We start from the raw sequence: 22,607 nt of genomic DNA, 5'->3' as shown, positions 1-22,607 counted from the left end.
CGGCAGGCGGTAGCGCATGGTAGGACGGACACTTCAGCCCATCAAGCTCTAACTTCGACCAAATTTAGGTCTAAGTTCGGAGGTGTATCCAAGCCTGGCGCTACATCCGTTCAAAGATCGCCGCAATGCCCTGGCCGCCGCCTATGCACATGGTTACCAGCGCATACCGACCCTGGATGCGTTGCAGCTCGTACAGCGCTTTCACGGTGATCACCGCGCCGGTGGCGCCGATGGGATGGCCTAGCGAGATGCCCGATCCGTTCGGGTTTACCTTGGCCGGGTCCAGCCCCAGGTCCTGGGTCACCGCACAGGCCTGGGCGGCAAAGGCTTCGTTGGCTTCGATCACATCCAGGTCTTGCACCGTCAGCCCGGCCAGCTTCAATGCCTTCTGGCTGGCTGGCACCGGGCCTATGCCCATGTACTGTGGGTCCACGCCTGCGTGCGCATACGCCACCAGCCGGGCCAGGGGCTTCAGGCCACGCGCTTCGGCCTGGGACTTTTCCATCAGCAGTACGGCAGCAGCGGCGTCGTTCAGACCGGAGGCGTTGCCCGCAGTGACGGTGCCGTTCTCCTTGATGAAGACCGGCTTGAGCTTGGTCATGTCGGCCAGGGTGCAGTTCGGGCGGAAGTGCTCGTCGGCGGCAAAAGCTACGTCGCCCTTCTTGCTTTTCAGGATGATTGGCAGGATCTGCTCTTTGAAGTAGCCGGCCTGCGTGGCGCGTTCGGCGCGGTTATGGCTTTCCACGGCCAGTGCATCCTGCGTCTCGCGGCTGATGCCCCATTTCTTGGCGATGTTCTCGGCGGTCACGCCCATGTGGATGTTCTGGAACGGGTCGTGCAGCGCGCCGACCATCATGTCCACCAACTGCGTGTCGCCCATGCGTGCGCCCCAGCGTGTGTTCAGGGATGCATAGGGTGCGCGGCTCATGCTCTCGGCGCCGCCGCCGATAGCGATGTCGGCATCCCCCAGCAAAATGCTTTGGGCTGCGGAGATGATGGCTTGCAGGCCAGAGCCGCACAGGCGGTTCACGTTGAAAGCCGGCGTCTCCTGGCTGCAGCCGCCCTGAATGGCCGCCACGCGCGACAGATACATGTCTTTGGGCTCGGTGTTGACCACATGGCCGAACACCACGTGGCCTACATCGGCACCGTCCACGCCAGCGCGCAGCAGTGCTTCACGCAGCACCTGGCCGCCCAGGGCGCTGGGTGCCTGGTCTTTCAGGCTGCCGCCAAAGGTACCAATGGCGGTGCGCACACCGCTGACCACAACAACTTCACGGGGCATGGGAGTCTCCTTTTTGAATGTAAAAAGCCGAGTATGGTGCCTGTTCCCCTGCACCAGGCTTACACGGTTTTGTCACATAGTTGACATAGATCAAGGCTAACGTCTTGGCTAGTACCTAGCCTAGATCCATGGAGAACGCCTTGAACGCCTATACCGATGAAATGATGCAACGCGTGCACCGCGACCTGCTAGACAGCTATGACGAAGAGCTGGAGATGGAGATTGAAGACCGCCAGTTGGTTGGCCTGGACGGCATGCCGGTGGAGGATGAGAGCCCCTCCGACAAGGAAGCCCGCCGCCAGTATTTCCGCGAGCTGTTCCGCCTGCAGGCCGAACTGGTCAAGCTGCAAGACTGGGTGGTTGCCACCGGGCACAAGGTGGTGATCTTGTTTGAAGGCCGGGACGCTGCCGGCAAGGGTGGTGTGATCAAGCGCATCACCCAGCGCCTGAACCCGCGCGTTTGCCGCGTGGCGGCGCTGCCCGCACCGAACGACCGCGAACGCACGCAGTGGTACTTCCAGCGCTATGTGTCCCACCTGCCGGCGGCCGGCGAGATCGTGCTGTTTGACCGTAGCTGGTACAACCGAGCCGGTGTGGAAAAGGTGATGGGCTTTTGCACCGACGACCAGTACGAAGAGTTCTTCCGCACCGTGCCAGAGTTCGAGCGCATGCTGGTGCGCAGCGGCATCCAGCTGGTGAAGTACTGGTTCTCGATTTCCGATCAGGAGCAGCACCTGCGCTTCCTGGGCCGCATCCACGACCCGCTGAAGCAGTGGAAGCTCAGTCCCATGGACCTGGAGTCGCGCCGCCGCTGGGAGGAATACACCAAGGCCAAGGAAGTGATGCTTGAGCGCACCCACATTCCCGAGGCGCCTTGGTGGGTGGTGCAGGCGGTGGACAAAAAGAAGGCCCGGCTGAACTGCATCCACCACCTGCTGCAGCAAATGCCTTACCAGGAAGTGCCGCACCCGGCCATCCACCTGCCCGAGCGCGAACGCCACGACGACTACATCCGCCAGGCTGTGCCCAACGAGATCGTGGTACCGGAAATTTATTGAACACCCCAGGCTGCGCGCACTTCGTGTCGCTACGCCAACCCCCCTCGTATTGGCTTGAAAAGCCAATACGACATGCAGGGGGCGATACCTGTGGCCCGGCAAAGCCGGTTCCACGGTATCCCTGGATGATGTATTTAACGCTTAATTACTTCGCTGGCGCAGATATATCCTGCGCAGGCAGCTACTGAATAAATAGCAATCAAGTCCGCACGTCGGCTACCGGCTGGCTGCCAAAGTCGGGCCGATCCAGATAGGCCAGCACGCGGGCAGCTGCGTCCTGCGGTGAGGTCAGCTGGCCCTGGCTGTGCAGGCGTTCAAAAGACGCCTGGTCGGCAAAGCTGTGGGCATCGGCGCCGCGCAGCTGGGCTTGCATGTCGGTATCGATCACGCCGGGCGCCAGCGAGCACAGCTTGGCGCCATTCGGCAGGCGGGCTTCTTCCAGCACCACACAGCGGGTGAAGTGGTCCAGCCCCGCCTTGGCCGCGCAATAGGCTGCGGACGAAGCCATGGCGCGTTGGCCCAAACCAGATGAAATATTCAGCACCCGGCGCCGGCCTGGCCAGTGGCGGGTAGCGCCCAAGAAGGCGGCGGTCAGCAGCATAGGTGCTTCTAGCCCCACGCGCAGTGCCTGCGCCAGGTCTGCCGACTCGGCGTCTTGCAGGGGCGTGAGCTGGGCCAGTGCGCCAGCGTTATTGATCAGCGTGACCGAAGCCCACTGCGCGCCGTCGTGCTGTTGCAGCCATGCCCCCAGGCGGGCCGCCACGGGTGCGGCATCGATCAGGTCATGTTGCCACTGCGCTACCGCCGCATGCGATGCCAACGCGGCATTCGCCTGGCGCGCAATACACACCAGGTGGTGCCCTGCCTGCGCCAGTTGCTGCGCCATAGCCAGGCCCATGCCACGCGAAGCACCCGTCAGTACGGTGAGGTGTTGGGGTACATCATTGGGCATGAAAAATGGCTCCGGCGCATGTGGTAGCTGCGGTGGCAGCTATGGTAATAGTAGTGAGAGGTATTAGCCGGCCAAGCCTGCGAAGATGTTTTGCACATCGTCGTTGGCGTCGATGGCGGCCAGGAAGGCTTCGACCTCTTCCATCTGCTCGGCGCTCAGGCTGGCGGGGTCGATCGGGTTCTTGGCCTTGTAGCCCAGCTTGGCCGACAGCACGGTAAAACCGTGGGCGGGCAGGGCGCGGCTGACCAGGTCCAGGTCGGCTGGGTCGGTCAGAAACAGGGTGTTGCCTTCGTCCTCGCCGGCCTCAAAGTCTTGCGCGCCGGCTTCGATGGCGGCCAGCTCGGCATCGGCATCCTTGTTGGCGGGCTCGGCTTCGATCATGCCCACATGGTCAAAGTCCCAAGCCACGGAGCCGGACGTGCCCAGCTGGCCCTTGCGGAACAGCACGCGCATCTCGGGGGCCGTGCGGTTCACGTTGTCGGTCAGGCATTCGACCATCAGCGGCACGCGGTGCGGGGCAAAGCCTTCGTAGATCACGTGTTCGAAGTTGACGGCTTCACCGGTCAGGCCGGCGCCCTTTTTGATGGCGCGGTCCAGGGTGTCCTTGGGCATGGAGACCTTGCGGGCCTGCTCCACCAGCAGGCGCAGGCGGGCATTGGCTGCCGGGTCGGCACCGCTGCGTGCGGCGACCATGATGTCTTTAGACAGTTTTCCGAAGGCGCGGCCGCGGGCATTCGCCGCCAGTTCCTTGCCTTTTGCTTTCCACTGTGCGCCCATGTTTGCTGTTCCTTGTTGTACTGCGCGTGATTGCGCGGGGATATTCGGGTAGGGGGTGGGGCATGCGTGCGGTTTCAAAAGCCGTCTTGCATGCCCGGGAGGGGGCTTGGTTATACACCCATCTGCGGGTGCCGCCGGCCGGGCGTGGCATTCTGTCCTAGGCGCGCATACAAACCTGGTTGCGGCCGGCTTCTTTGGCATCGAACAGGGCTTGGTCGGCGATGTGTATGGCGTCGGCCAGCGCGCGTTGTGGCATGACTTCGGCAACGCCGATAGACGCGGTGACAGGCACCGGGTCGCGCAGCGATGCGATACCTTGGCGCAGCTTTTCGGCGACCTTGAGCGCATCCTCCTGCGAGGTGTTGGCCAGGCAGACCAGAAATTCCTCTCCGCCCCAGCGCATCAGGTCGTCGTCGCGGCGCAGCAGCTTGCGCATGATGGAGGCGGCATGCCGCAGCACCTCATCGCCGGCAGCGTGGCCGTAGGTGTCGTTGATGCTCTTGAAGTGGTCGAGGTCGATCACCAGCACAAACGACTTGGGGTCGAACAGCGACTGTCTGGCGACACGCCGCTCCACGATGGGTAGCGCACGGCGGTTGAGCAGGCCGGTCAAGGCATCGTGGTTGACCACCTGCTCCAGCACGGTGCGCTCGGCAGAGGCACTGAGCACCGAGGAAAACAGCGCTCCCAGCGCGGTGAACAGGCCTTCGCCCACTTGCTCGAAGTAGTCTTCCCGGTCGGCGTAGATGACAAAGATGCCCGCCATGCCGGTATGGGCGGAGTGCAGCGGTACCGCCAGCACGCTGTGCACACCGTGCGAACGGGCAATCTCCCGCCAGGGCCCGAATACCGACCAGGCGCTGATCTTGAAGGCCTCCGCAGCCTCGCCCTGCAGCGTGCGAAAGGCCGGGCCCAGCTCGGTGATGAGGTTGCGTTCTATGGTCATGTGGGCCGCATAGTCGCTCGCGGCGCCGGCGTAGACCTGCGGACGGATGGTGTCGGTAGTGGCTGGGCCAAACCAGGTCCACGCCAGGCGAATGTGGCTGCTGACGCTGCACAGGGCTTCACAGACGCCTTTGATGATCTCCAGTTCGTTGCGCGCCTTCAGCAGGCGGGCCGCGCTGGCCAGCAGGGTTTCGGCAATGCGTGAGCGCTCGCTGGATGCGTCCAGCGCCGAATTGTCCGGCGTGGTTGTAGCAGCCACCTGATCTGCAGCGTTGTCGATCCGGGACTTACGCAACCACATAAATGGCCATTTTGATGTTGGATAGAAGGTGGAAAGGAACGGGCATGCTCCTCTTGCCAGCCAGTTTATCCTAGCAGTTATGAATGAAAACGTCTCTGGCGCTTATCGGATGTGCGCGAGCAGCTATTGAAAAAGTAGCAGTGTGCAGCTGGGCTCAGAAGGGTGCGACGCTCTCGAAGCACAGCGCTTGGCCGGTCGCCGGGTGCTCCAGTTCCAGCCGGCTGGCATGCAGAAGCAGGCGCGGGGCCTGTGCCTGCACAGGGGGCGGGGCGTAGAGCGCATCGCCCAGAATCGGGTGGCCAATGGCGGCCAGGTGCACGCGCAGCTGGTGGGATCGGCCGGTGACAGGCTCCAGCAGCAGCCGGGTGCTGTGCTCGGTTGCGGACAGGGCTTGCCAGCGGGTGCAGCTGGGTTTGCCTTCTGCGGGGTCCACCATGCGCAGCGGCCGGTTCGGCCAGTCCAGGCGGATGGCCAGATCTATTTGGCCCCAGCCATCGGCACTGTGGCCGGCCTGCAGCACGCCCGCCACCACGGCGGTATAGCGCTTGGAAATGCTGCGGCCTGCGAAGGCGGCGTTCAGCAGGCGCTGCATGGCAATGCCGCGCGCCATCAGCATCAGGCCCGAGGTGGACATGTCCAGCCGGTGGACGATCAGCGCATCGGCAAATAGGGCCTGTGCGCGGGCGCTCAGGCAGTCTTGCTTGTCGTCGCCCCGCCCTGGCACCGAGAGCAGGCCGCTGGGTTTGTTGAAAACGACAAGGTGTGCATCGGCGTAGACCGTTTCCAGGCCCGTGGGCTCAGAGATTTCCACGGCGTTGTTCGCGCTGCATGAAGAGGAACAGGCTTTCGACCTTTTCGCGCGCCCAGGGCGTTTTGCGCAGAAATTTCAGGCTGGAGTTGATGCTGGGGTCGCTGGTAAAGCAGCGAATGTTGATTTGGCGCCCGAGCTCTTCCCAGCCATAGGCGGCGACCAGCTGGGTCAGGATGGATTCCAGCGTGAAGCCATGCAGCGGGTTACGGGCTTGGCTTTGGGGTGGTGTGGGGGTGAAGTCTGCGGTCATGGTGCGGCGTTGTCCAAAATCAGGCGCTGCACGGTAGCACACAGCTCTTCCACGTCATTGGGTTTGTGGATCAGGGCTTTGACGCCCTCGGCGATAGCACTTTGCTCGATCTCGGCGGTGATGTAGCCAGACGCGAGCGCCACGGGCAAGTCCGGGCGGATGCGCAGGGCCTCTCGCACCAGGTCCACGCCGCAGTAGCCGGGCATATTGAAGTCGGTAACCAGCAGGTCGTACCCTGCGGCATTCGCGCGCAGTTCGGCGGCCGCCTTGTTGGGGTCGGAAAAACCGTTCACACGCAGGCCACGCCGGCGCAGCAGGCGCTCTACCAGGAACACCAGCGCGTGGTCGTCGTCCACGTACATGACGTGCTTGCCTTGCACGCCGGCACTGGGCGCGGCGGGTGCGCTCGGGGCGACCGGCGGCGGCGCGGTGACTGTTTCCGTTGCCGGGAAGTACAGGGTGAAGCGGCTGCCCAGGCCGGGCGCGCTTTGCACATCGACGGCTCCGGCATGGCTGCGCATGACCCCGTGCACCACGGCCAGGCCCAGGCCCGTGCCCTGGCCCACCTCTTTGGTGGTGAAGAAGGGTTCAAAAATGCGCCTTAGGGTGACATCGTCCATGCCTTTGCCGCTGTCCAGCACGGCCAGCACGGCGTGCGGACCGGGCGTAAGCCCCAGCCGTGTGCACAGCCGCGCGTCGGGCACCACGCCGGACAGCTCGATGCTGACCACGCCGCGCGGTTCCACAGATGCCTGGATGGCGTTGGTACACAGGTTCAGCACCGCCTGCTGCACCTGCACCGGATCGGCCAGCACCACCGGGGTGTCGGGGTTGATGTGCATGTGCAGTTCTACTGCGGGTGGCAGGGTCACGCGCAGCAGGCGTTCGGTTTCCACCACCACCTCGGCCAGAGACACCGGGCTGCGCCGGGGGGCTTCATTGCGGCTGAAGGTGAGAATCTGGCGCACCAGGTCGCGCGCGCGGCGACCGGCTTTCTCGATCTCGTGCAGGCTGACCTGGGCCGGTGAGTTCGGGCCAGCGTCTTCCTTGGCCAGCTCTACGTTGCCGAGGATGGCGCTCAGGATGTTGTTGAAGTCGTGGGCAATGCCCCCGGCCATGGTGCCGACAGCCTGCATTTTTTGCGATTCGCGCAGCTGGGCTTCGAGCACGCCGCGCTGGGCTTCGGCGCGCTTGCGGCTGGTGAGGTCACGGGCGAAAACGGTGGTGGTCTCACCGGTAGGATGGCGCTCGAACGACACGCTGACCTCGACCGACAGGGTGCGGCCACTGGCCGTCAGGGCCTGCATTTCGCCCAGAAATGCCTGGGTGGAAATTTGGTTCAGCGCCAGGGCGTGCTCGGCATCCGGGAAGAAGCGCGCCAGCGCGCTGCCCAGGGCCTGCTCGGACGGGCACTGAAACAGCGCTGCCGCCGTGGGGTTGAAGACGGTGATGCGCTGGTCTTTGTCGATGCAGATGATGGCGTCCAGCGCGGAGTTGATCACCGCCTCCAGCCGGCTTTCGCTCATGCGCAACTGCCCGTTGCGTTGGCGCAGGGCGGTGGCGCTGAGCTGCAGTGCGCGGCGCTCGGCCAGCAGCGGGCCCTGGTCCACCACCGCGCAGATGTAATGGACCAGGGATTCCTGGGCGCTTTCCAGGCGGGCAATATGCAGGTCACCCGACATGGTGCCCGTGGGGCCGATGTTGAACACCACCTCGGTGGCCTCGCAGTGGCCGTCCACCCGCGCTTCGCGGAAGGCCTGGCGCACCTGCTCGGTACAGCCGGGGCTGACGAAGGGCATCAAAAAATGCAGCGGACGGTCGCGTTCGGTAGGCTGGAACAGGCGCTGCGCCATGGCATTGCTTTGCACCACCATGTCATGGTCGTCCACCACCATCAGGGCCAGAGGTACGCCGGAGAACAGGGTTTCAAAACGCTCGGACGCGGCTTCGGCTGCGGCCTGGCTGAATCGCAGTACCTTGTTCTGGCTTTCCAGTTCTGCCTGGTAGGCGCGCAGGTCGCTCACAACTTGCGGCAGTGGGTGGTCCTCAGGCGGGCGGTCTTGCGGCATGGCGTTAGGGGCAATGTACACCCCTGCCGGGGCGGGCGCAGGGCGGTGGTAGCGGGTGGGGCTGCAGGGTATTTCTGTCCCACATTTTGACGATTTCCCAGTCTGAAATGTAACAAAGAAGCCCAAGTGGCTTTGCTTATTCCGCGAATTCGGGTTATTGCAAATCGATACGGTTTACACAGCACATCCGGTTACGATAGCGGGCAATCTATTTTCCAAGGTTATTTTGTATACGATTCATGTTGCCATACACCAGTGACGTTGTTCTTTATTCGCTTCTGGTGAATGCAGCTGTGAACCTGATGATGGGCCTGGCCCTGTTATGGGTATGGCTGGGTCATCGCAACCAGCTTTTCGCGCGTGACATGGGTGCAGCGCAGTTGGCCCAGGTCCTCGTGCCCTGGGGCTACATCTTTGGCCAAAGAGGCCAGCCCGCCTGGGCGGGCGCCAGTTTGGCGCTGGTAGTTATCGGCCAGACGGCCAACATCCTATTGATGCTGCGTGGCAGCACGCGGTTTGCCGGATGGAAGCTCAGCCGCCGTGAATGGCAGATATTCCTTTCCTTATTTCTTTTGGTGGACATGGCGGTGCTGGGGTTCCAGCAGCAGCTGGCTCTGGCTTGGCTGGTACCGGCATTTCTAGTGTGGGCTGGCTTGCTGGTCAGTCGCGGCCTGCGCCGCAGCGCTAGCACCGAAAGAGCCGTCGGACCCTTGATGCTGGTAGTGGGTGTTCTGGGCATAGGCCAGGCGCTATGGGTGCAGGGCGGTATGGCAGTTCTGCAAATGAATCTGGCCTCGGTGCTGCGTTTGGCCCTGGGTCTGGTGCTCGTCTATATCGCGCTGGAGCACTCCATCCTGGAGTCGCGCCGTCTGCACAACCGTTTCCAGCGTCTGGTGGAGCGATCGCACCAGGGCATCATGGTGTGCGCCGGCCCGCGTGTGCTGTTTGCCAACCCCGCCTTGATGGCCATCTACGGCTTTACCGATCTAGCCAAAGTGGCACCCGCATCGCTGCTGCAAGGCATTCCGGCGAACGAGGTAGAGCAGGTGCACGGCCATCTGCGCCAGCTGAATTCCGGCCGTGCCGACCATGTGCAGTGGGAAGGCCTGCGGTACCGGCAGGATGGCTCGGCGGTGTGGCTGCGCTTTTCCGCCTGGCTCACGCGCTGGGACGACGTGAAGGCCATCCAGTTTCTGGTGACAGACCAGACCCGGCGCCGCGAGGTCACCCAGGCCTTGCAGCTGCAAGCTATGTACGACGACCTGACGGGCTTGCCGAATCGGCGGGCCCTGCTGCAGGCGCTGCGTGAGCGTTGTGGCAACCAGCCGCAGAGCGGCCTCACCAGCCCTTCTTTTGGCCTGGTGCTGCTGGGCATAGACCGTTTCAAGCTGTTCAACGAAGCCCATGGCCTGACGGTGGGGGACGAGGTGTTGCAGGTCCTGGTCGCCATGCTGCTGCACGAGATGGGCGAGGGCTGCGGCCTGATGCGCCTGGGGGCAGACGAGTTCGCCTTCGTGGTGTCTTGCGACGACGATCCGAATCGCCCACAGGCCGTGGCGCGCCAGGTGCAAGCTTTGTTGCAGCGCCCGCTGGTTCTGTCGCAGCATGATTTTTTCATCGACGTGTCCATGGGCATCGCTCTCTTCCCGGAGCACGCGCAGGACGCCGAATCCATGCTGCGTGCCGCCAACACCGCCATGCACGTGGCCAAGCGTACGCCGGGCACCTCGGTGGCGCTGGCGGAGGCGCGCTTTGAGCAGGGCTCCAGCGATGTGCTGGAGCAAGAGCAGACTTTGCGAACGGCCATTGAGCGGCGCGAGTTCAAGCTCTTCTACCAACCCAAGGTGGACGCACACACTGGTCGGCTGACCAGCTTCGAGGCACTAGCCCGCTGGGACAGTCCCACGCGCGGCTGGGTCAGCCCCGTGGAGTTCATCGCCGTGGCCGAGCGCACCGGCTTGATCGACGACCTGGGCCAGTTGCTGCTGGGTCAGGCCTGCGCACAAGTGGCGGACTGGCGCAACCGCTTTGACGATGTGGTGCCGGTGGCCATTAATGTGTCGCCGCTGCAGATGCTGGGTGGCGGCTTTCCTGCGCTGGTGGAGGGCCTGCTGCAGAGCTATGGTCTGCCGGCCAAGGCCCTGCTGCTGGAGCTGACCGAGAGCGCGGCGGTGTCCAACCCGGCCGAGGTGCGTGAGCAGATTTTGCGCCTGCGTGCACTGGGTGTGGCTGTGGGGCTGGATGACTTTGGCACCGGCTTTTCGTCACTGAACATGCTGCGCAGTCTGCCAGTGCAGTCGGTGAAGATAGACCGTGGCCTGATCGAACCTCTGCCGGCACCCGATGCCACGGCCGTGGTGCGTGCCGTTTGCCAACTGGCTGTGGCACTGGACTTGAACGTGGTGGCCGAAGGCATTGAAACCGAGGCCCAGGCCGTGGTGGCGCGGGCCGCAGGCTGCCATGAGCTTCAGGGCTATTTGTTCGCCCAGCCGCTGACGGCGGACGAGGCCAGCCAGTGGCTGGGTTACGCGCCGGTGGCCGTGGAAGTTTGAGGTTTATAAGAAATCGGCCGCTAGCGCAGGTGGCGTCTGCGCAAGCAGCTATTTAAACTGTAGCGCTGGCCACATCAGGCACGGTGTGAGATCTCTACCACCACAGCGCGTGCGGCCAGGGTCTGCACCAGGCTTTCGGCGGCCGCGCGGTTGCGTGCATCCAGGTTGGCGTCCCACTCGTCCAGCAGGTAGACGGCGGTACGGGTTTTGTCTGTGATCTCCTGCAGCGCGCGCAGTTGGCGTTCGCCGGACGAGAAGCCGCTGCTGCTGGGCGCCTCTTCACCATCGCCATCTTCTTCGGCATCGTCTGCTTCGCTGCCCTGGGTAAATGCAAACGCTAGCTTGTCCTGCGTGGGCCAGTAGAAGGCTTGTTGGCCCAGCGCCACTTTCAGCGCGGCCAGCAGGGTGGACTTGCCTGAGCCATTGCCACCGCGCACCATCAGCCGCCCGGTGGGCTGGGACTGCACGGTCTGCTGTACCTGGTCCAGCGTGGTGCAGGCGATGCTCTCGCCGGCCGTCGCCCATTGCAAGCGCAGTTGGTCATAGGCAATGCGCTGGGTGAAGGCCGCATCGGGCGCCGGGCGCATGGCGTTGCAGGCTCCGCCTATGCGCGTCCACACGGCGGCCAGGTCGTTCCAGCCGGAGGCCAGGTCGTGCATATCGCTGGACAGGGCGATTTGCCGTGGCAGGGTTGCCGCCAGTGCCACCAGCAGGCTGGTATTGCCTGCGTTGTCGCCCGCCACCCAGGCCAGGTAGGCAAATAGGGCGGCCAGCGAGACGATTCCATTGATGGTGGCCAAGCCTTCACGCGCCAGAATGGCCCGGATCTGCGCCGCCAGCGCGTCGCGCAGCCGGGTCTTGAAGCCCGCGTGCCACAGGCGAAAGTTGTAGCGGTTGCCGCTGAAGATGTTGTCCCAGGCGCTGTAGGTGTGCGCCGTCATGCGGTTGGTGCTGCGCTGGTGCGCCAGGTAGGCAGATGCCACCGGTTTGCGCAGCAGCCACTGCATTAGCAGCAAGATGGCAAACACCCCCGCGTAGACCAGCGGCAGCCCACCATCAATGGCCACGCCCAGCACGGCGGCGTTGAACAGCAGGCCGAACAGCAGCTTCAGGTCCGCTTCCAATTCATAAACCAGCTCGAAGAAGATGTGGAAGGCCTCGTTGGTCAGGAACGGCTCCACCTCTTCACGCTGGTCCTTGTCGCCCAGCAAGCTCGCCTGGCCCCGGTTGTCGCGCGCAAAGCGCAGCATGTAGCGGCCAAAGGCGCCAAAGCCGGCGCGCTCGGCAAAAATCCAGCTGCTGGCGCCCAACACGTAGGACGCCGACTGGACGGCAACGATCCACACGAAGTCGGACACCAGAAACACCTTGTCCACCACGTCACGCCCGGCTTCGATGATCAGCCAGGTGGTGCTGGCCGCCAGTGCGGCCTCGGCCATCAGAAACAGCAGCATCCAGAAGAACGGAGCGCAGACCAGAAAGCGCAAAAAGTCACGGTTTTGGTAGGGCGGCAGCGCGGAGCGGGGCGTCAGAAGGGCTTGCATAGAGGAGGGCGATGGTACATGTCCGGGATATATCCATACGGCGTCACAAAAGCCACAGGCCGTAGCCTTAGAATTCCCACCCAATAGAGGGCGCTGGGGAGGCGCAGGTTTTTTCAAAGACTTGTCAACCGCCCGTACAGCGCCGCGTTCTAGAGGTGTCTGCAGGTAAATGTGAATTGAATGACAGACGTTTTAATTTTTTCACTTTGAAAGAAGATCATGGCAAAGAAAAAGCACAGCAAGAAACCAGCTAAGAAGTCGGTTGCCAAGTAATTCTTGGGTAGACTTTGGAAAAAACCCGCCTCTGGCGGGTTTTTTTCTGCCCGCTCATTTATCCTCTTCGGCCTATGCAAACTCTCCTGATAAGCAATGCCGAATGCTTGGCCACCATGGACGCCCAGGGCCAGGAATGGCGCAATGCCTATGTTTTCATCCGTGGCGGCCGCATTGAGTCGCTCGGACCCATGGCCAGCATGCCACCCGGCTTGGCCGACAGCGCCGATGAGGTGATAGACGCGACCGGCCACCTGGTACTGCCCGGCCTGGTCAACACGCACCACCACATGTACCAGAGCCTGACGCGGGCCATTCCCCAGGTGCAGAACGCCGAGTTATTTGGCTGGCTGCGCGGGCTGTACCCCCTCTGGGCCGGGCTGACGCCCGAGATGGTCCATGTGTCCACCCAGGTCGCCATGGCCGAGCTGCTGCTCAGCGGCTGCACCACCAGTAGCGACCATCTCTACATTTACCCGAATGGCGTGCGCCTGGACGACAGCATCCACGCGGCCTTTGACATCGGTATGCGCTTCACCGCCACCCGGGGCAGCATGAGCGTGGGCGCCTCCCAGGGCGGCCTGCCGCCCGACAGCGTGGTCGAAAATGAAGACGCCATCCTGCAAGACACCCAGCGCCTGGTGCAGCGCTACCACGATGCCAGCCACGGCTCCATGCTGCAGGTGGCGGTGGCACCGTGCTCGCCGTTCAGCGTCAGCCGCGACCTGATGCGCGAATCGGCCGTTCTTGCGCGCAGCCTGGGCGTGCGCATGCACACCCACCTAGCCGAGAACGACCACGACATCGCCTACAGCCGCGAAAAGTTCAACTGCACGCCCGCCCAGTATGCGCAAGAGCTGGGCTGGCTGGGCGACGATGTGTGGCATGCCCACTGCGTAAAGCTGGACGCCGAGGGCATCAGCCTGTATGCCGCCACCCGTACCGGTGTGGCCCATTGCCCTTGCAGCAATATGCGTTTGGCCAGCGGCATCGCCCCTATCCGCAAGCTGCTGGACGCGGGCGTACCGGTAGGCCTGGGGGTGGATGGCAGCGCCAGCAATGACGGTGCCCACATGGTGGCCGAAGCGCGCCAGGCCTTGCTGCTGGCGCGGGTAGGCAAGTCGTTGGAACCTTTCGGTTGTGACACGGGCCCGGCCGAGATGACGGCCCGCGACGCGCTGGCCATGGCCACGCGTGGCGGTGCCCAGGTGCTGGGCCGGAATGACATCGGCCATCTGGCGCCCGGCATGTGCGCGGACCTGGCCCTGTTTGACCTGCGCACCCTGGGCTTTGCCGGTGGCGCCGTGCACGATCCGCTGGGCAGCCTGCTGCTGTGCGCCAGCCCGCAGGCCGCTTACACCGTGGTCAATGGCCGCGTCGTGGTGCGCCAGGGCCAGCTCACCACCGTGGACCTGGGGCCGCTGGTGGAGCGGCACAACCGCCTGGCCCTGCAGCTGGCCCAGGTCTGATTTTTATTGCTCCAATTTTGATAGCTACTTGCGCAGGTAGTACCTGCGCCAGAGCCCTATTTTTCATATAAACCTGGGCTGGCGCAGCCGCTCCGTTAAACTGTAAGCCCATACAGCCCCGCATTTGTCTGCCCATGTCTCCCGAAAACCTCGCCCAGTCCGCTCTTGATGCTTTTGACCAGGTGGTGGGCGCAGCGGGCAGCTTTCGCAGCCGGCCCGGCCAGCGGCTGATGGCCGAGCGCGTGGCCCAGACCTTTGCCGAGGCCACGCTGGGCAAGCTGGAGGACGAAGACGCCATCCCGCAGCGTTCCATCGCGGTGATACAGGCCGGTACCGGCGTGGGCAAGTCGCTGGCGTACTGCGTGCCGGCCATTGCCCTGGCGCTGTCGCGCAAGACCCGGGTGCTGATCTCCACCGCCACGGTGGCTTTGCAGGAGCAGTTGGTCACCAAGGACCTGCCCGCGTTGGCGGCCATGATGCCCGAGCCCTTTCGCTTTGGCCTGGCCAAGGGCCGGGGCCGCTATGTGTGCAAGCTCAAGCTGGCGCGCCTGGCAGGCGAGGGCGGCGCGCTGGACGAAGACGATTTTTTCGCGGATGAGCTGGCCGCCGCCGGCGCCCCGCTGGTGCGCCACGACGAAGAGGCCCGCATGCTGCAGTATTCGGAGCTTGCGCGCGAGCTGGCCAGCGCCCGCTGGGACGGCGACCGCGACAACCTGGCCCAGCAGCCCGATGCCGACATCTGGCAGCCCATCGCCGCGGAAGCCAGTAGCTGCACCGGCAAACATTGCCCGGTGTTCAACGGCTGCACGTATTTTGAGAAACGCAAGGAGCTGGTCGGCGCCCAGGTGATCGTGGCCAACCACGACCTGCTGCTGTCCACCCTGGGCACGCGTACCCTGCCCGAGCTGGACAACTGCCTGCTGGTACTGGACGAGGGCCACCACCTGCCCGCCGTGGCGCTGGATAAATTCTCTTGCTCCATGGACCTGAGCCGCCTCGGCTGGATCGACACCCTGGCCAGCCGCTCCAAGCGCATAGGCTCGCTGATGGCTGTGTCCGAGGTGGCCGAAGTCAGCCGCTATGCGTCCCAGCTCAAGCAAACGCTAGAGGAGATCGCCCGCAGCGTGGCCGAGCTGTATGCCCCGGTGCTGAACGAGCCGGCCGGTGCCTACGGCCCGCCGCGCGTGCGCCTACCCAAGGGCGAGCTGCCGCTGATGCTGGTCGAGCCGCTGGGCATGGTCAGCGTGCTGGCCGAGAGCTTTCTGGACGTGCTGAATGCCATCGCCAAGGCCTTGCGCGCCGAGATGAAGGACAACCCCAACGAGGCGCGCCGCCTATCGGTGCTGTATGCCCAGCTGGGCACGCTGTCGCCCCGGCTGGAATCGGTGCACGCCACGGCGCAGCTGCTGTTGCAGGAGGTGCCGGCCAACCCTTCAGGCCCCACCCGCGCCCCAGTAGCCAAATGGTTCACCCTAGCGAACAACGACGGCCGGGTGCATATCAAGGCCTACGCCAGCCCCATCCTGCCCGGCTCGGCCCTGCGCAACCAGCTGTGGGCCGGCGTGCGGGCGGCGGTGGTCACATCGGCCACGCTGACCAGCTGCGGCGAGTTTGATTTCTTCCTGCGCGAAACCGGTTTGAAAGAAGACGACGCCACCACCACGCTGGAGGTGGCCAGCCCCTTCGACTACGCCAGCCAGGGCCAGTTTGTCACCGTGCAGACCCTGGCCGACCCGCGCAACGCCAGCGCCTTCACCGCCGAGATGGTGCTGGCCCTGGTGCGCGACCTGGCCGACGTGCAGCATGGCGCGCTGTGCCTGTTCACGTCGCGCGACCAGATGCGCCAGGCGGTGCTAGCCCTGCCCGATAAGCTGCGCAGCCTGGTGCTGGTGCAGGGTGACCTGCCGCGCATGCGCCTGATGCAGCAGCACCGTGAACGCGTGCAGGCCGGCCTGGTGTCCATCATCTTCGGCATGCAAAGCTTCGGCGAAGGCCTGGACCTGCCCGGCCAGCTGTGCGAGACCGTATTCATCGCCAAGCTGCCCTTCGCCCCGCCCGACGACCCGGTGGGCGAAGCCCGGGCCGAATGGCTGCGCGGCGTGGGCCGCGACCCGTTTTCGGAGCTGGTGGTGCCGGCCACGGCCATCAAGCTGGCCCAGTGGGCGGGCCGCGCCATCCGCACCGAGACGGACAAATCCTTCGTCTATTGTTACGACCGGCGCCTGTCCGACACTTCGTACGGCCAGCGCCTGCTGCAAGGGCTGCCGCCTTTCGCCCGCAAGCGCCTGGACGCGCAAGGTAAAACACTGGCGTAAATTACAAAAATATCTGAGGAGACCACCATGCGTTTCGGACTCATTGCCCACCGCCTGCACCGCCAGGGCTCCGACAGCGGCCTGCTGCGTTGGCTCCGCGCCGCCGAGCCCTCGGTGCGCGGGCTCAACCTGGGCTTGCACGCCGTCGGCGGCACCTATGACGCGGTGGAGCGCTATGGCCTGCTGGACAGCTTCCCCGGCCTGGTGCGCTACCCGAATGGTTTTGAGGGCGGGCTGACGCGCCTGGTCTCACACATCGTGGGCGGCGTGAACCCCGCGCATGCGCTGGACGGCGTGATTTTTCTGATCGACCCGGTAGACCCGTCCTCGATGTACCCCGAGGCTCTGGCCCTGAAGCGCCAGTGTGTGACCCACGGCAAGCCGTTCCTGGCCACCGAAGCCGCCGCGCTGGAGTGGCTGGAGATCGAGGGTTTGCACGCCAGCCTGGCACCAGCCCAAACGTCCGGCAAGGCTCTGCTGGACGCCATGCCGACCCAGGTGGTGGCGCTGATCGCCCACGACGCACTGAAGACCCAGATGGTGGAGTTTGCCGGCACGCATTTCGATTTGCTGTCGCGCTACCAGGAGCGCGTGGCCACCGGCACCACCGGCGGCCTGCTGAATGCCCTGGCCTGGAGCAGGGGCTGGCCGCGCGACAAGCCCTGGGCCACGCCCTACCGCAGCGGCCCCCTGGGCGGCGACGCGCAGATCGCCGAGCGTGTGCTGGACGGCACCTGCCAGAAGGTGATCTTTTTTGAGGACCCGCATGTAGCCCGCCAGCATGAGGCCGACATCCAGCTGATGGAGCGCGCCGTGTGTAGCGCAGGCCAGCGCACCAGCTGTATGAATTCCCCCGCCATGGCCTGGCACTGGGCCCAGGCGCTGACCCGCGTGGTCTGAGTTTGAGGAAAAATGGCTGATTAGATGTATGCCTCAGATCAAAAGCACACATGTAAAAAACCCGTTCGCCCTGAGCCTGTCGAAGGGCTCTATCGGCAAGCCCTTCGACTGGCTCAGGGCGAACGGTTGTGGTGATAGGTCGGAGGTATGTAAATATTCAGGAAAAAATGGCCGCTCGCGCAGGTGCAATATGCGTAGCTAGCTCCTAAATTGCTAGCTATGATGTTGCCGCTGCCGTCTGGTTCGGTGGCCGGTCTGAATCACTGGGTGCCCCATGCTATTTAACTCGGTCGAGTTTCTGTTTCTGTTCCTGCCAGTCTTATTGCTGGTGTTCTTCCGCCTGGGGCGCTACAGCTTGCGTGCTGGCGCGGCGTGGCTGACGGCTTGCTCGCTGTTCTTCTACGCTTGGTGGAACCCGGCCTACTTGGGCCTGCTGCTGGCGTCGATTGTTTTCAACTACACCGTGGGCTACCGCCTGGCGCAGGGCGACGACATCGGTTCGCGCCGCCGTAAGTGGTTGCTGGCCTTTGGGGTGGGGGCCGACCTGGCGCTGCTGGGCTACTACAAGTACGCAGACTTCAGCATCGGCATCGTGAATGCATCGCTGGGCACGGCTTACCCGCTGGCTGCCATCGTGTTGCCCCTGGGCATCTCGTTCTTCACCTTCACGCAGATCGCGTTTCTGGTGGATGCGGCGCAGGGCAAGGCCAAGGAGTTCAACTTCATCCACTACAGCCTGTTTGTCACCTATTTCCCGCACCTTATCGCCGGGCCGGTGCTGCACCACAAGGAAATGATGCCGCAGTTCACGCGGGCCAGCACCTACCGTTTTAGCGCGGAGAATTTCACCGCTGGCTTGACCATGTTTGCGCTGGGCCTGTTCAAAAAAGTGGTGCTCGCCGATGGCGTGGCCCCCTACGCCAGCCTGCTGTTCAAGGCGGCGGAGCAGGGCGAGGCTCTGGGCCTGCTGCAGAGCTGGGGCGGTGCGCTGGCGTACACGCTGCAGCTGTATTTTGATTTTTCGGGCTATTGCGACATGGCGATTGGCCTGTCTTTCATGCTGGGCGTGCGGCTGCCGCTGAACTTCAATTCACCCTACAAGGCCGCCAATATTGCCGACTTCTGGCGGCGCTGGCACATGACGCTGTCGCGCTTTCTGCGCGACTATCTCTACATCCCGCTGGGCGGCAACCGCAAGGGCGTGTCCTGGCGCTACGTGAACCTGATGGCGACCATGCTGCTGGGCGGCTTGTGGCATGGCGCGGGCTGGACCTTTGTGATCTGGGGCGGCCTGCACGGCATGTATCTGGTGCTGCACCAGGGCTGGCAGGCTGTTTGCCGCCAGCGCGGCTGGGACGCCGGGCCCCGCACGGTGGCGGGCCATGCACTGGCCGTGCTGCTGACCTTTCTGGCGGTGGTGGTGGGCTGGGTGTTTTTCCGCGCCAGCACCCTGGATGGTGCGCTGCGCGTGCTCGGCGCGATGCTGGGGCGCGACGGCATCAGCTTGCCGGACGCGATTGGCCTGCGGCTGGGTGGGCTGGGTAACTGGCTGGCACTGAAGGGTGTGGCCTTTACCCCGGGCGGCGGGCGCGATTTCGTGATGACTTTTGTCTGGGTGATCGCTTTGCTGCCCATGGTGTTTTTCGCTCCCAACAGCCAGCAGATCATGGGCCGCTTCAAACCGGCGTTGGACCAGGGCGGCGACGCCGTGCAGACCCGCTGGCTGTGGGCGCCCAACCGCCGCTGGGGCATGCTGATGGCGGTGGTACTGGCCTGCGGCCTGCTGCTGCTGACCCGGCCCAGCGAGTTTTTGTACTTCCAGTTTTAAGGCCCGGCACCCATGAAGCGTTATCTTTTCGGCTGGCTGGGCTTGACCGCTGTTCTGGTGCTGGTGGTTGCCGTATTCAATGCTGTGGTGGACCCTTACGGCCTCATTCGCGGCGTGGACCGGGCCGGGTTCAACCAGGTAAAATCTGCAGCCGGTGCCCACGGCTCCATGGCCAAGGCCTACCAGGTGCTGCGTGTGCAGCCAGGCGCGCTGATCCTGGGCAACTCGCGGGCCGAAGTCGGCTTTGACCCGCAGCATCCGGCCTGGCCGGCAGCCGCGCAACCTGTGTTCAATCTGGCGCTGCCAGGCACCGACACCTCCACCAGCGTACAAAGCCTGCAGCATGTGCTGGCCAGCCCCGGTGCCCACCCGAAGGTGGTGGTCTGGGGCGTTGACTTCATGGACTTCCTGGTGGACCCGCGCACGCCGCCGTCCAGCCCTGCCGGAGCGGGCTCGGGCGGGCGCTGGCTGACGCAGGGCGACGGCGCTGCCAACCCGACCCGCTGGCGCCAGCAGCTGCGCGACTACGCGGAATCGACCCTGACCATGGGCGCCTTGCTGGACTCGGTGCAGACCCTGGCCAGCCAGCGCAACGCCTATGCCAGCGACCTCACGCCGCTGGGCTTCAACCCCATGCAGGATTACGTCAAGATCTCGGCGGACGAGGGCTACTGGAACGTGTTCCGGCAAAAAGATGTGGCCAACCTGCAGGCCTATCTGCGCCGCCCCAAGAGCATTCTGGATGCGGGTGGCCGCTCGTCCTATGCGCTGGAGGACTTGCGCCGCGTCATACAGCTGTGCCAGCAGAACGGCATAGAGCTGCACCTGGTGGTCTACCCCTACCACGCCCATTTGCTCCAGATCATGCGCCTCAGCGGACACTGGCCGGTGTTCGAAGACTGGAAGCGCGTGTTGGTGCGCACTGTGGAACAGGCTTCCGCGCCGGGCCGGGCTGTGCCACTGTGGGACTTCAGCGGCTTCAACCGCTATGCGAACGAAGACATCCCCCCGCGTGGCGACCGCAAGTCCCAAATGCAGTGGTACTGGGAGGCCGGCCATTTCAAGAGTGCACTGGGTGGGCTAGTTTTAGACCGTGTACTCGGGCACGGCACGCCCGACCTGGCATGGGGCGTGCAAATGCAGCCCGCCAACCTGGAAGCCCACATCGCCACCCTGCAGGCGCAGGAGCGGGACTACCGGCTCAGCCATGCAGCCGATGTGCAGGCCCTGGAAGCACTGGCCAGCCAGGCCAAGCAGCGCCTGCCAAGCCGCTGACTTACGGATCAAGAGGGGTGTGAATACCCCCATTGTTGTGTCCGTATTGATTTAAGCGCATTCTTTGCAAAGTCAGTATTGGCTGTTTACAAGGAGTCCGCGATGTCCATCGGTACGCACTTGTTTTTGATCCGGACGCCGTGCGCTCTGGGCCTTCTGTTGGCGCTCTGGGTCCCTGCATGGGCGGCGGTAGAGCAGCCGCAACCGGCCACACAGACGGCGGTGGCCGCGCTGACCAAAGCGAATGCCGCCGTGGTGGGCGTGCAGGTCAGCGTGGCAGAAAACGCGCGCTCGGCCCAGACCCTGGGGCAGCAGCGCAGCGGCTCGGGCGTGGTGATTGGCGACGATGGCCTGGTGCTCACCATCGGCTATTTGATGCTGGAGGCGCAGACCATCCAGATCACCACCCAGGACAACAAAACCTTGCCGGCGCAGGCCGTGGCCTATGACCTGGCGACCGGCTTCGGGTTGGTGCGGCCGCTGGTGCCGCTGCGTGGCGTGCAGCCCGTGCCGCTGGGCGGCTTGGGCGAATTGCGCAACGGCGAGCCGCTGATGGCGGTCACCGGGCCGCAGCCCAGCGGCGATGGTGGCGACATCACCATGGTGCAGGCCGTGAGCAAGCGGCCGTTTTCCGGCTATTGGGAATACCACATTGACGCGGCTCTTTTCACCAGCCCGCCCATCAGCAACCACTCGGGTGCGGCGGTGTTCAACCAGAGGGGCGAGCTCCTGGGCATAGGCAGCCTGTTTGTGGGCGATGCCTTTGGCAGCAGCCGGGGCGTGCCTGGCAATATGTTTGTGCCGGTAGACCTCCTCAAACCTATTTTGGGCGAGATGGAAAAGACCGGCAGCAGCCAGCAAAGCCACCGTCCCTGGGTGGGGTTGAGTTCCAGCGAACAAGCCGGCCGGGTGCAGATCGTGCGGGTGAACCAGGAAAGTCCGGCCCAGCAAGCCGGCTTGCAGCCAGGGGACCTAGTACTGGCGGTGGACGGCGTCAAGGTCACGACCCTGGAGTCGTTCTACAAAAAGCTGTGGGAACACGCCGAACCCGAAGCCTCGATCGAGCTGACGGTGCTGCAGGGGGCCGACATCAAGACCATTGTGCTCAAGGCCGTGGACCGTATGAGCACCATGCAGAAGCCCGCAGGTATTTAAAGCGTTTTAGGGCCCTGGCGCAGGTACTACCTGCGCAGGCAGCTATTGAATGTATAGCGTCAGGCGTGGCGACGCACGGTCAGCAAAATGCCGCCCATGGTGGCGAACAGCCCGCCGCAGATACGATTTACCCAGCGGATGTGGCTGCTGGATGCCAAAAATGGCGCTACCCGCGCCGTGCCCAGTGAGCACAGGGTCAGTACCGACATTTCCATCGCCATAAAGGTGCTGGCCAGGATGGCCATTTGCGGGCCCCAGGCGGCTGCCGGGTCCAGAAACTGCGGGAAAAAAGCGGCGAAGAACAGCAGCGCCTTGGGGTTGCTGGCGCCCACCATCAGGCCCTGCACATAGCAGGCGCGCAGGCTGGGCAGGGCGACAGAGCCGGCCCGCTCGGGCGTGAAGGCCAGCGCCGGGCTGCGCCAGGTCTTGATGCCCAGATAAATCAGGTAGGCCGCGCCACAGACCTTGAGCACGGTAAACGCGACCTCAGACGCTGCCAGCACCGCACCCAGGCCAATAGCCGACAGCAACATGATGCCCAGCGCCGCTGTGATGCTGCCCACACCCGACACCACGCCACGCGCCCATCCGTGCTGTAGCGCGCGGGTAATACACATCAACATGGTCGGGCCGGGAGACAGCACGAGCACCGCCACGGCGGCAAGGTAGAGCAGGTAGGTGGACAAGGTCATGGTGCTGGCCCGGTTGAGGTGTTGATAGGGCGGTTTAACAGGCTGCTGAAATACCGCCCACCGACATGCACGCCGACCCCGCCGTTGCCGGAATTTTGAGGATTCGGCGCGCAACGAAGGTCAGACTGCTCGCTTCGAAGCCGATTCGGGCCTTCT

17 protein-coding genes are annotated in these 22,607 nt (G+C 64.1%); 8 read left to right on the top strand and 9 right to left on the bottom strand.

The annotated features are described in order from the left end of the window. Positions 1–100: 100 nt before the first annotated feature. On the bottom strand, positions 101–1,285 hold the full coding sequence (gene bktB / locus AC4BBN_RS15505) for a beta-ketothiolase BktB (RefSeq protein WP_490592906.1): 1,185 nt from the start codon (positions 1,283–1,285) through the stop codon (positions 101–103). A 128-nt stretch (positions 1,286–1,413) separates the two neighbouring features. Between bktB and ppk2 the strand changes: the two genes are divergently transcribed. After that, positions 1,414–2,343 carry a polyphosphate kinase 2 gene (gene ppk2 / locus AC4BBN_RS15500; protein WP_490592905.1) on the top strand — a complete coding sequence of 310 codons (930 nt, stop codon included), beginning with the start codon at positions 1,414–1,416 and terminating at the stop codon, positions 2,341–2,343. A gap of 199 nt (positions 2,344–2,542) precedes the next feature. Here the strand turns inward: ppk2 and AC4BBN_RS15495 are convergent, their stop codons facing one another. The 6 genes from AC4BBN_RS15495 to AC4BBN_RS15470 all read right to left on the bottom strand — a co-directional run bounded on the left by AC4BBN_RS15495 (position 2,543) and on the right by AC4BBN_RS15470 (position 8,448). Next, positions 2,543–3,295: an SDR family NAD(P)-dependent oxidoreductase gene (locus AC4BBN_RS15495; RefSeq protein WP_490592904.1), complete on the bottom strand. Its 753-nt coding sequence runs from the start codon at positions 3,293–3,295 to the stop codon at positions 2,543–2,545. 63 nt (positions 3,296–3,358) lie between these two features. After that, on the bottom strand, positions 3,359–4,072 hold the full coding sequence (locus AC4BBN_RS15490; protein WP_490592903.1) for a YebC/PmpR family DNA-binding transcriptional regulator: 714 nt from the start codon (positions 4,070–4,072) through the stop codon (positions 3,359–3,361). Positions 4,073–4,229: 157 nt separating this feature from the next. After that, positions 4,230–5,276: a GGDEF domain-containing protein gene (locus AC4BBN_RS15485; protein WP_490592902.1), complete on the bottom strand. Its 1,047-nt coding sequence runs from the start codon at positions 5,274–5,276 to the stop codon at positions 4,230–4,232. A 196-nt stretch (positions 5,277–5,472) separates the two neighbouring features. Next, a complete protein-coding gene (locus tag AC4BBN_RS15480; protein WP_490592901.1) occupies positions 5,473–6,129 on the bottom strand; it encodes an RluA family pseudouridine synthase in 657 nt (218 codons plus the stop codon). Beyond that, positions 6,116–6,379, bottom strand: coding sequence for a VF530 family protein (locus tag AC4BBN_RS15475; protein ID WP_490592900.1), 264 nt, complete (start codon positions 6,377–6,379; stop codon positions 6,116–6,118). The genes AC4BBN_RS15480 and AC4BBN_RS15475 overlap by 14 nt, the downstream gene beginning before the upstream one ends. Continuing rightward, positions 6,376–8,448 (bottom strand): PAS domain-containing hybrid sensor histidine kinase/response regulator, encoded by a 2,073-nt coding sequence (locus AC4BBN_RS15470; protein ID WP_490592899.1) that lies wholly within the window; start codon positions 8,446–8,448, stop codon positions 6,376–6,378. The genes AC4BBN_RS15475 and AC4BBN_RS15470 overlap by 4 nt, the downstream gene beginning before the upstream one ends. A gap of 302 nt (positions 8,449–8,750) precedes the next feature. On the opposite strand from AC4BBN_RS15470, the gene AC4BBN_RS15465 reads away from it, so the two are divergent. Continuing rightward, on the top strand, positions 8,751–11,000 hold the full coding sequence (locus tag AC4BBN_RS15465; protein ID WP_490593633.1) for a putative bifunctional diguanylate cyclase/phosphodiesterase: 2,250 nt from the start codon (positions 8,751–8,753) through the stop codon (positions 10,998–11,000). Positions 11,001–11,074: 74 nt separating this feature from the next. Here the strand turns inward: AC4BBN_RS15465 and AC4BBN_RS15460 are convergent, their stop codons facing one another. Further along, entirely contained in the window at positions 11,075–12,544 is a 1,470-nt protein-coding gene (locus tag AC4BBN_RS15460; protein ID WP_490592898.1) for a hypothetical protein, read from the bottom strand. A 347-nt stretch (positions 12,545–12,891) separates the two neighbouring features. Between AC4BBN_RS15460 and AC4BBN_RS15455 the strand changes: the two genes are divergently transcribed. The 6 genes from AC4BBN_RS15455 to AC4BBN_RS15430 all read left to right on the top strand — a co-directional run bounded on the left by AC4BBN_RS15455 (position 12,892) and on the right by AC4BBN_RS15430 (position 21,759). Next, positions 12,892–14,286, top strand: a complete 1,395-nt coding sequence (locus AC4BBN_RS15455) for an 8-oxoguanine deaminase (protein WP_490592897.1) — start codon at positions 12,892–12,894, stop codon at positions 14,284–14,286. Between the two features lie 134 nt (positions 14,287–14,420). Continuing rightward, complete coding sequence (dinG, locus tag AC4BBN_RS15450) at positions 14,421–16,601, top strand: ATP-dependent DNA helicase DinG (protein WP_490592896.1); 2,181 nt, start codon at positions 14,421–14,423, stop codon at positions 16,599–16,601. A 27-nt stretch (positions 16,602–16,628) separates the two neighbouring features. After that, on the top strand, positions 16,629–17,501 hold the full coding sequence (locus AC4BBN_RS15445; RefSeq protein WP_490592895.1) for a methylglyoxal synthase: 873 nt from the start codon (positions 16,629–16,631) through the stop codon (positions 17,499–17,501). 274 nt (positions 17,502–17,775) lie between these two features. Beyond that, complete coding sequence (locus AC4BBN_RS15440) at positions 17,776–19,329, top strand: MBOAT family O-acyltransferase (protein ID WP_490592894.1); 1,554 nt, start codon at positions 17,776–17,778, stop codon at positions 19,327–19,329. A gap of 12 nt (positions 19,330–19,341) precedes the next feature. Beyond that, a complete protein-coding gene (locus tag AC4BBN_RS15435) occupies positions 19,342–20,604 on the top strand; it encodes a hypothetical protein (RefSeq protein ID WP_490592893.1) in 1,263 nt (420 codons plus the stop codon). 102 nt (positions 20,605–20,706) lie between these two features. Then, positions 20,707–21,759, top strand: a complete 1,053-nt coding sequence (locus tag AC4BBN_RS15430) for a S1C family serine protease (RefSeq protein ID WP_490592892.1) — start codon at positions 20,707–20,709, stop codon at positions 21,757–21,759. Between the two features lie 59 nt (positions 21,760–21,818). On the opposite strand, the gene AC4BBN_RS15425 is transcribed toward AC4BBN_RS15430, so the two are convergent. Further along, positions 21,819–22,451, bottom strand: a complete 633-nt coding sequence (locus AC4BBN_RS15425) for a LysE family translocator (protein WP_490592891.1) — start codon at positions 22,449–22,451, stop codon at positions 21,819–21,821. Between the last annotated feature and the right edge of the window lie 156 nt (positions 22,452–22,607).

This window comes from Rhodoferax sp. SPJ21, from assembly GCF_058216335.1.
This window is presented reverse-complemented; position numbering and strand designations above follow the sequence as displayed.

Excerpts from the sequence above, each read along its gene's own strand:
- AC4BBN_RS15465 (WP_490593633.1), top strand. The coding sequence starts at position 8,751 with ATGATGGGCCTGGCCCTGTTATGGGTATGGCTGGGTCATCGCAACCAG.
- AC4BBN_RS15495 (WP_490592904.1), bottom strand. The coding sequence starts at position 3,295 with ATGCCCAATGATGTACCCCAACACCTCACCGTACTGACGGGTGCTTCG.
- AC4BBN_RS15470 (WP_490592899.1), bottom strand. The coding sequence starts at position 8,448 with ATGCCGCAAGACCGCCCGCCTGAGGACCACCCACTGCCGCAAGTTGTG.
- AC4BBN_RS15490 (WP_490592903.1), bottom strand. The coding sequence starts at position 4,072 with ATGGGCGCACAGTGGAAAGCAAAAGGCAAGGAACTGGCGGCGAATGCC.
- AC4BBN_RS15445 (WP_490592895.1), top strand. The coding sequence starts at position 16,629 with ATGCGTTTCGGACTCATTGCCCACCGCCTGCACCGCCAGGGCTCCGAC.
- bktB (WP_490592906.1), bottom strand. The coding sequence starts at position 1,285 with ATGCCCCGTGAAGTTGTTGTGGTCAGCGGTGTGCGCACCGCCATTGGT.
- ppk2 (WP_490592905.1), top strand. The coding sequence starts at position 1,414 with ATGGAGAACGCCTTGAACGCCTATACCGATGAAATGATGCAACGCGTG.
- AC4BBN_RS15440 (WP_490592894.1), top strand. The coding sequence starts at position 17,776 with ATGCTATTTAACTCGGTCGAGTTTCTGTTTCTGTTCCTGCCAGTCTTA.
- AC4BBN_RS15430 (WP_490592892.1), top strand. The coding sequence starts at position 20,707 with ATGTCCATCGGTACGCACTTGTTTTTGATCCGGACGCCGTGCGCTCTG.
- AC4BBN_RS15455 (WP_490592897.1), top strand. The coding sequence starts at position 12,892 with ATGCAAACTCTCCTGATAAGCAATGCCGAATGCTTGGCCACCATGGAC.
- AC4BBN_RS15425 (WP_490592891.1), bottom strand. The coding sequence starts at position 22,451 with ATGACCTTGTCCACCTACCTGCTCTACCTTGCCGCCGTGGCGGTGCTC.
- dinG (WP_490592896.1), top strand. The coding sequence starts at position 14,421 with ATGTCTCCCGAAAACCTCGCCCAGTCCGCTCTTGATGCTTTTGACCAG.
- AC4BBN_RS15475 (WP_490592900.1), bottom strand. The coding sequence starts at position 6,379 with ATGACCGCAGACTTCACCCCCACACCACCCCAAAGCCAAGCCCGTAAC.
- AC4BBN_RS15435 (WP_490592893.1), top strand. The coding sequence starts at position 19,342 with ATGAAGCGTTATCTTTTCGGCTGGCTGGGCTTGACCGCTGTTCTGGTG.
- AC4BBN_RS15460 (WP_490592898.1), bottom strand. The coding sequence starts at position 12,544 with ATGCAAGCCCTTCTGACGCCCCGCTCCGCGCTGCCGCCCTACCAAAAC.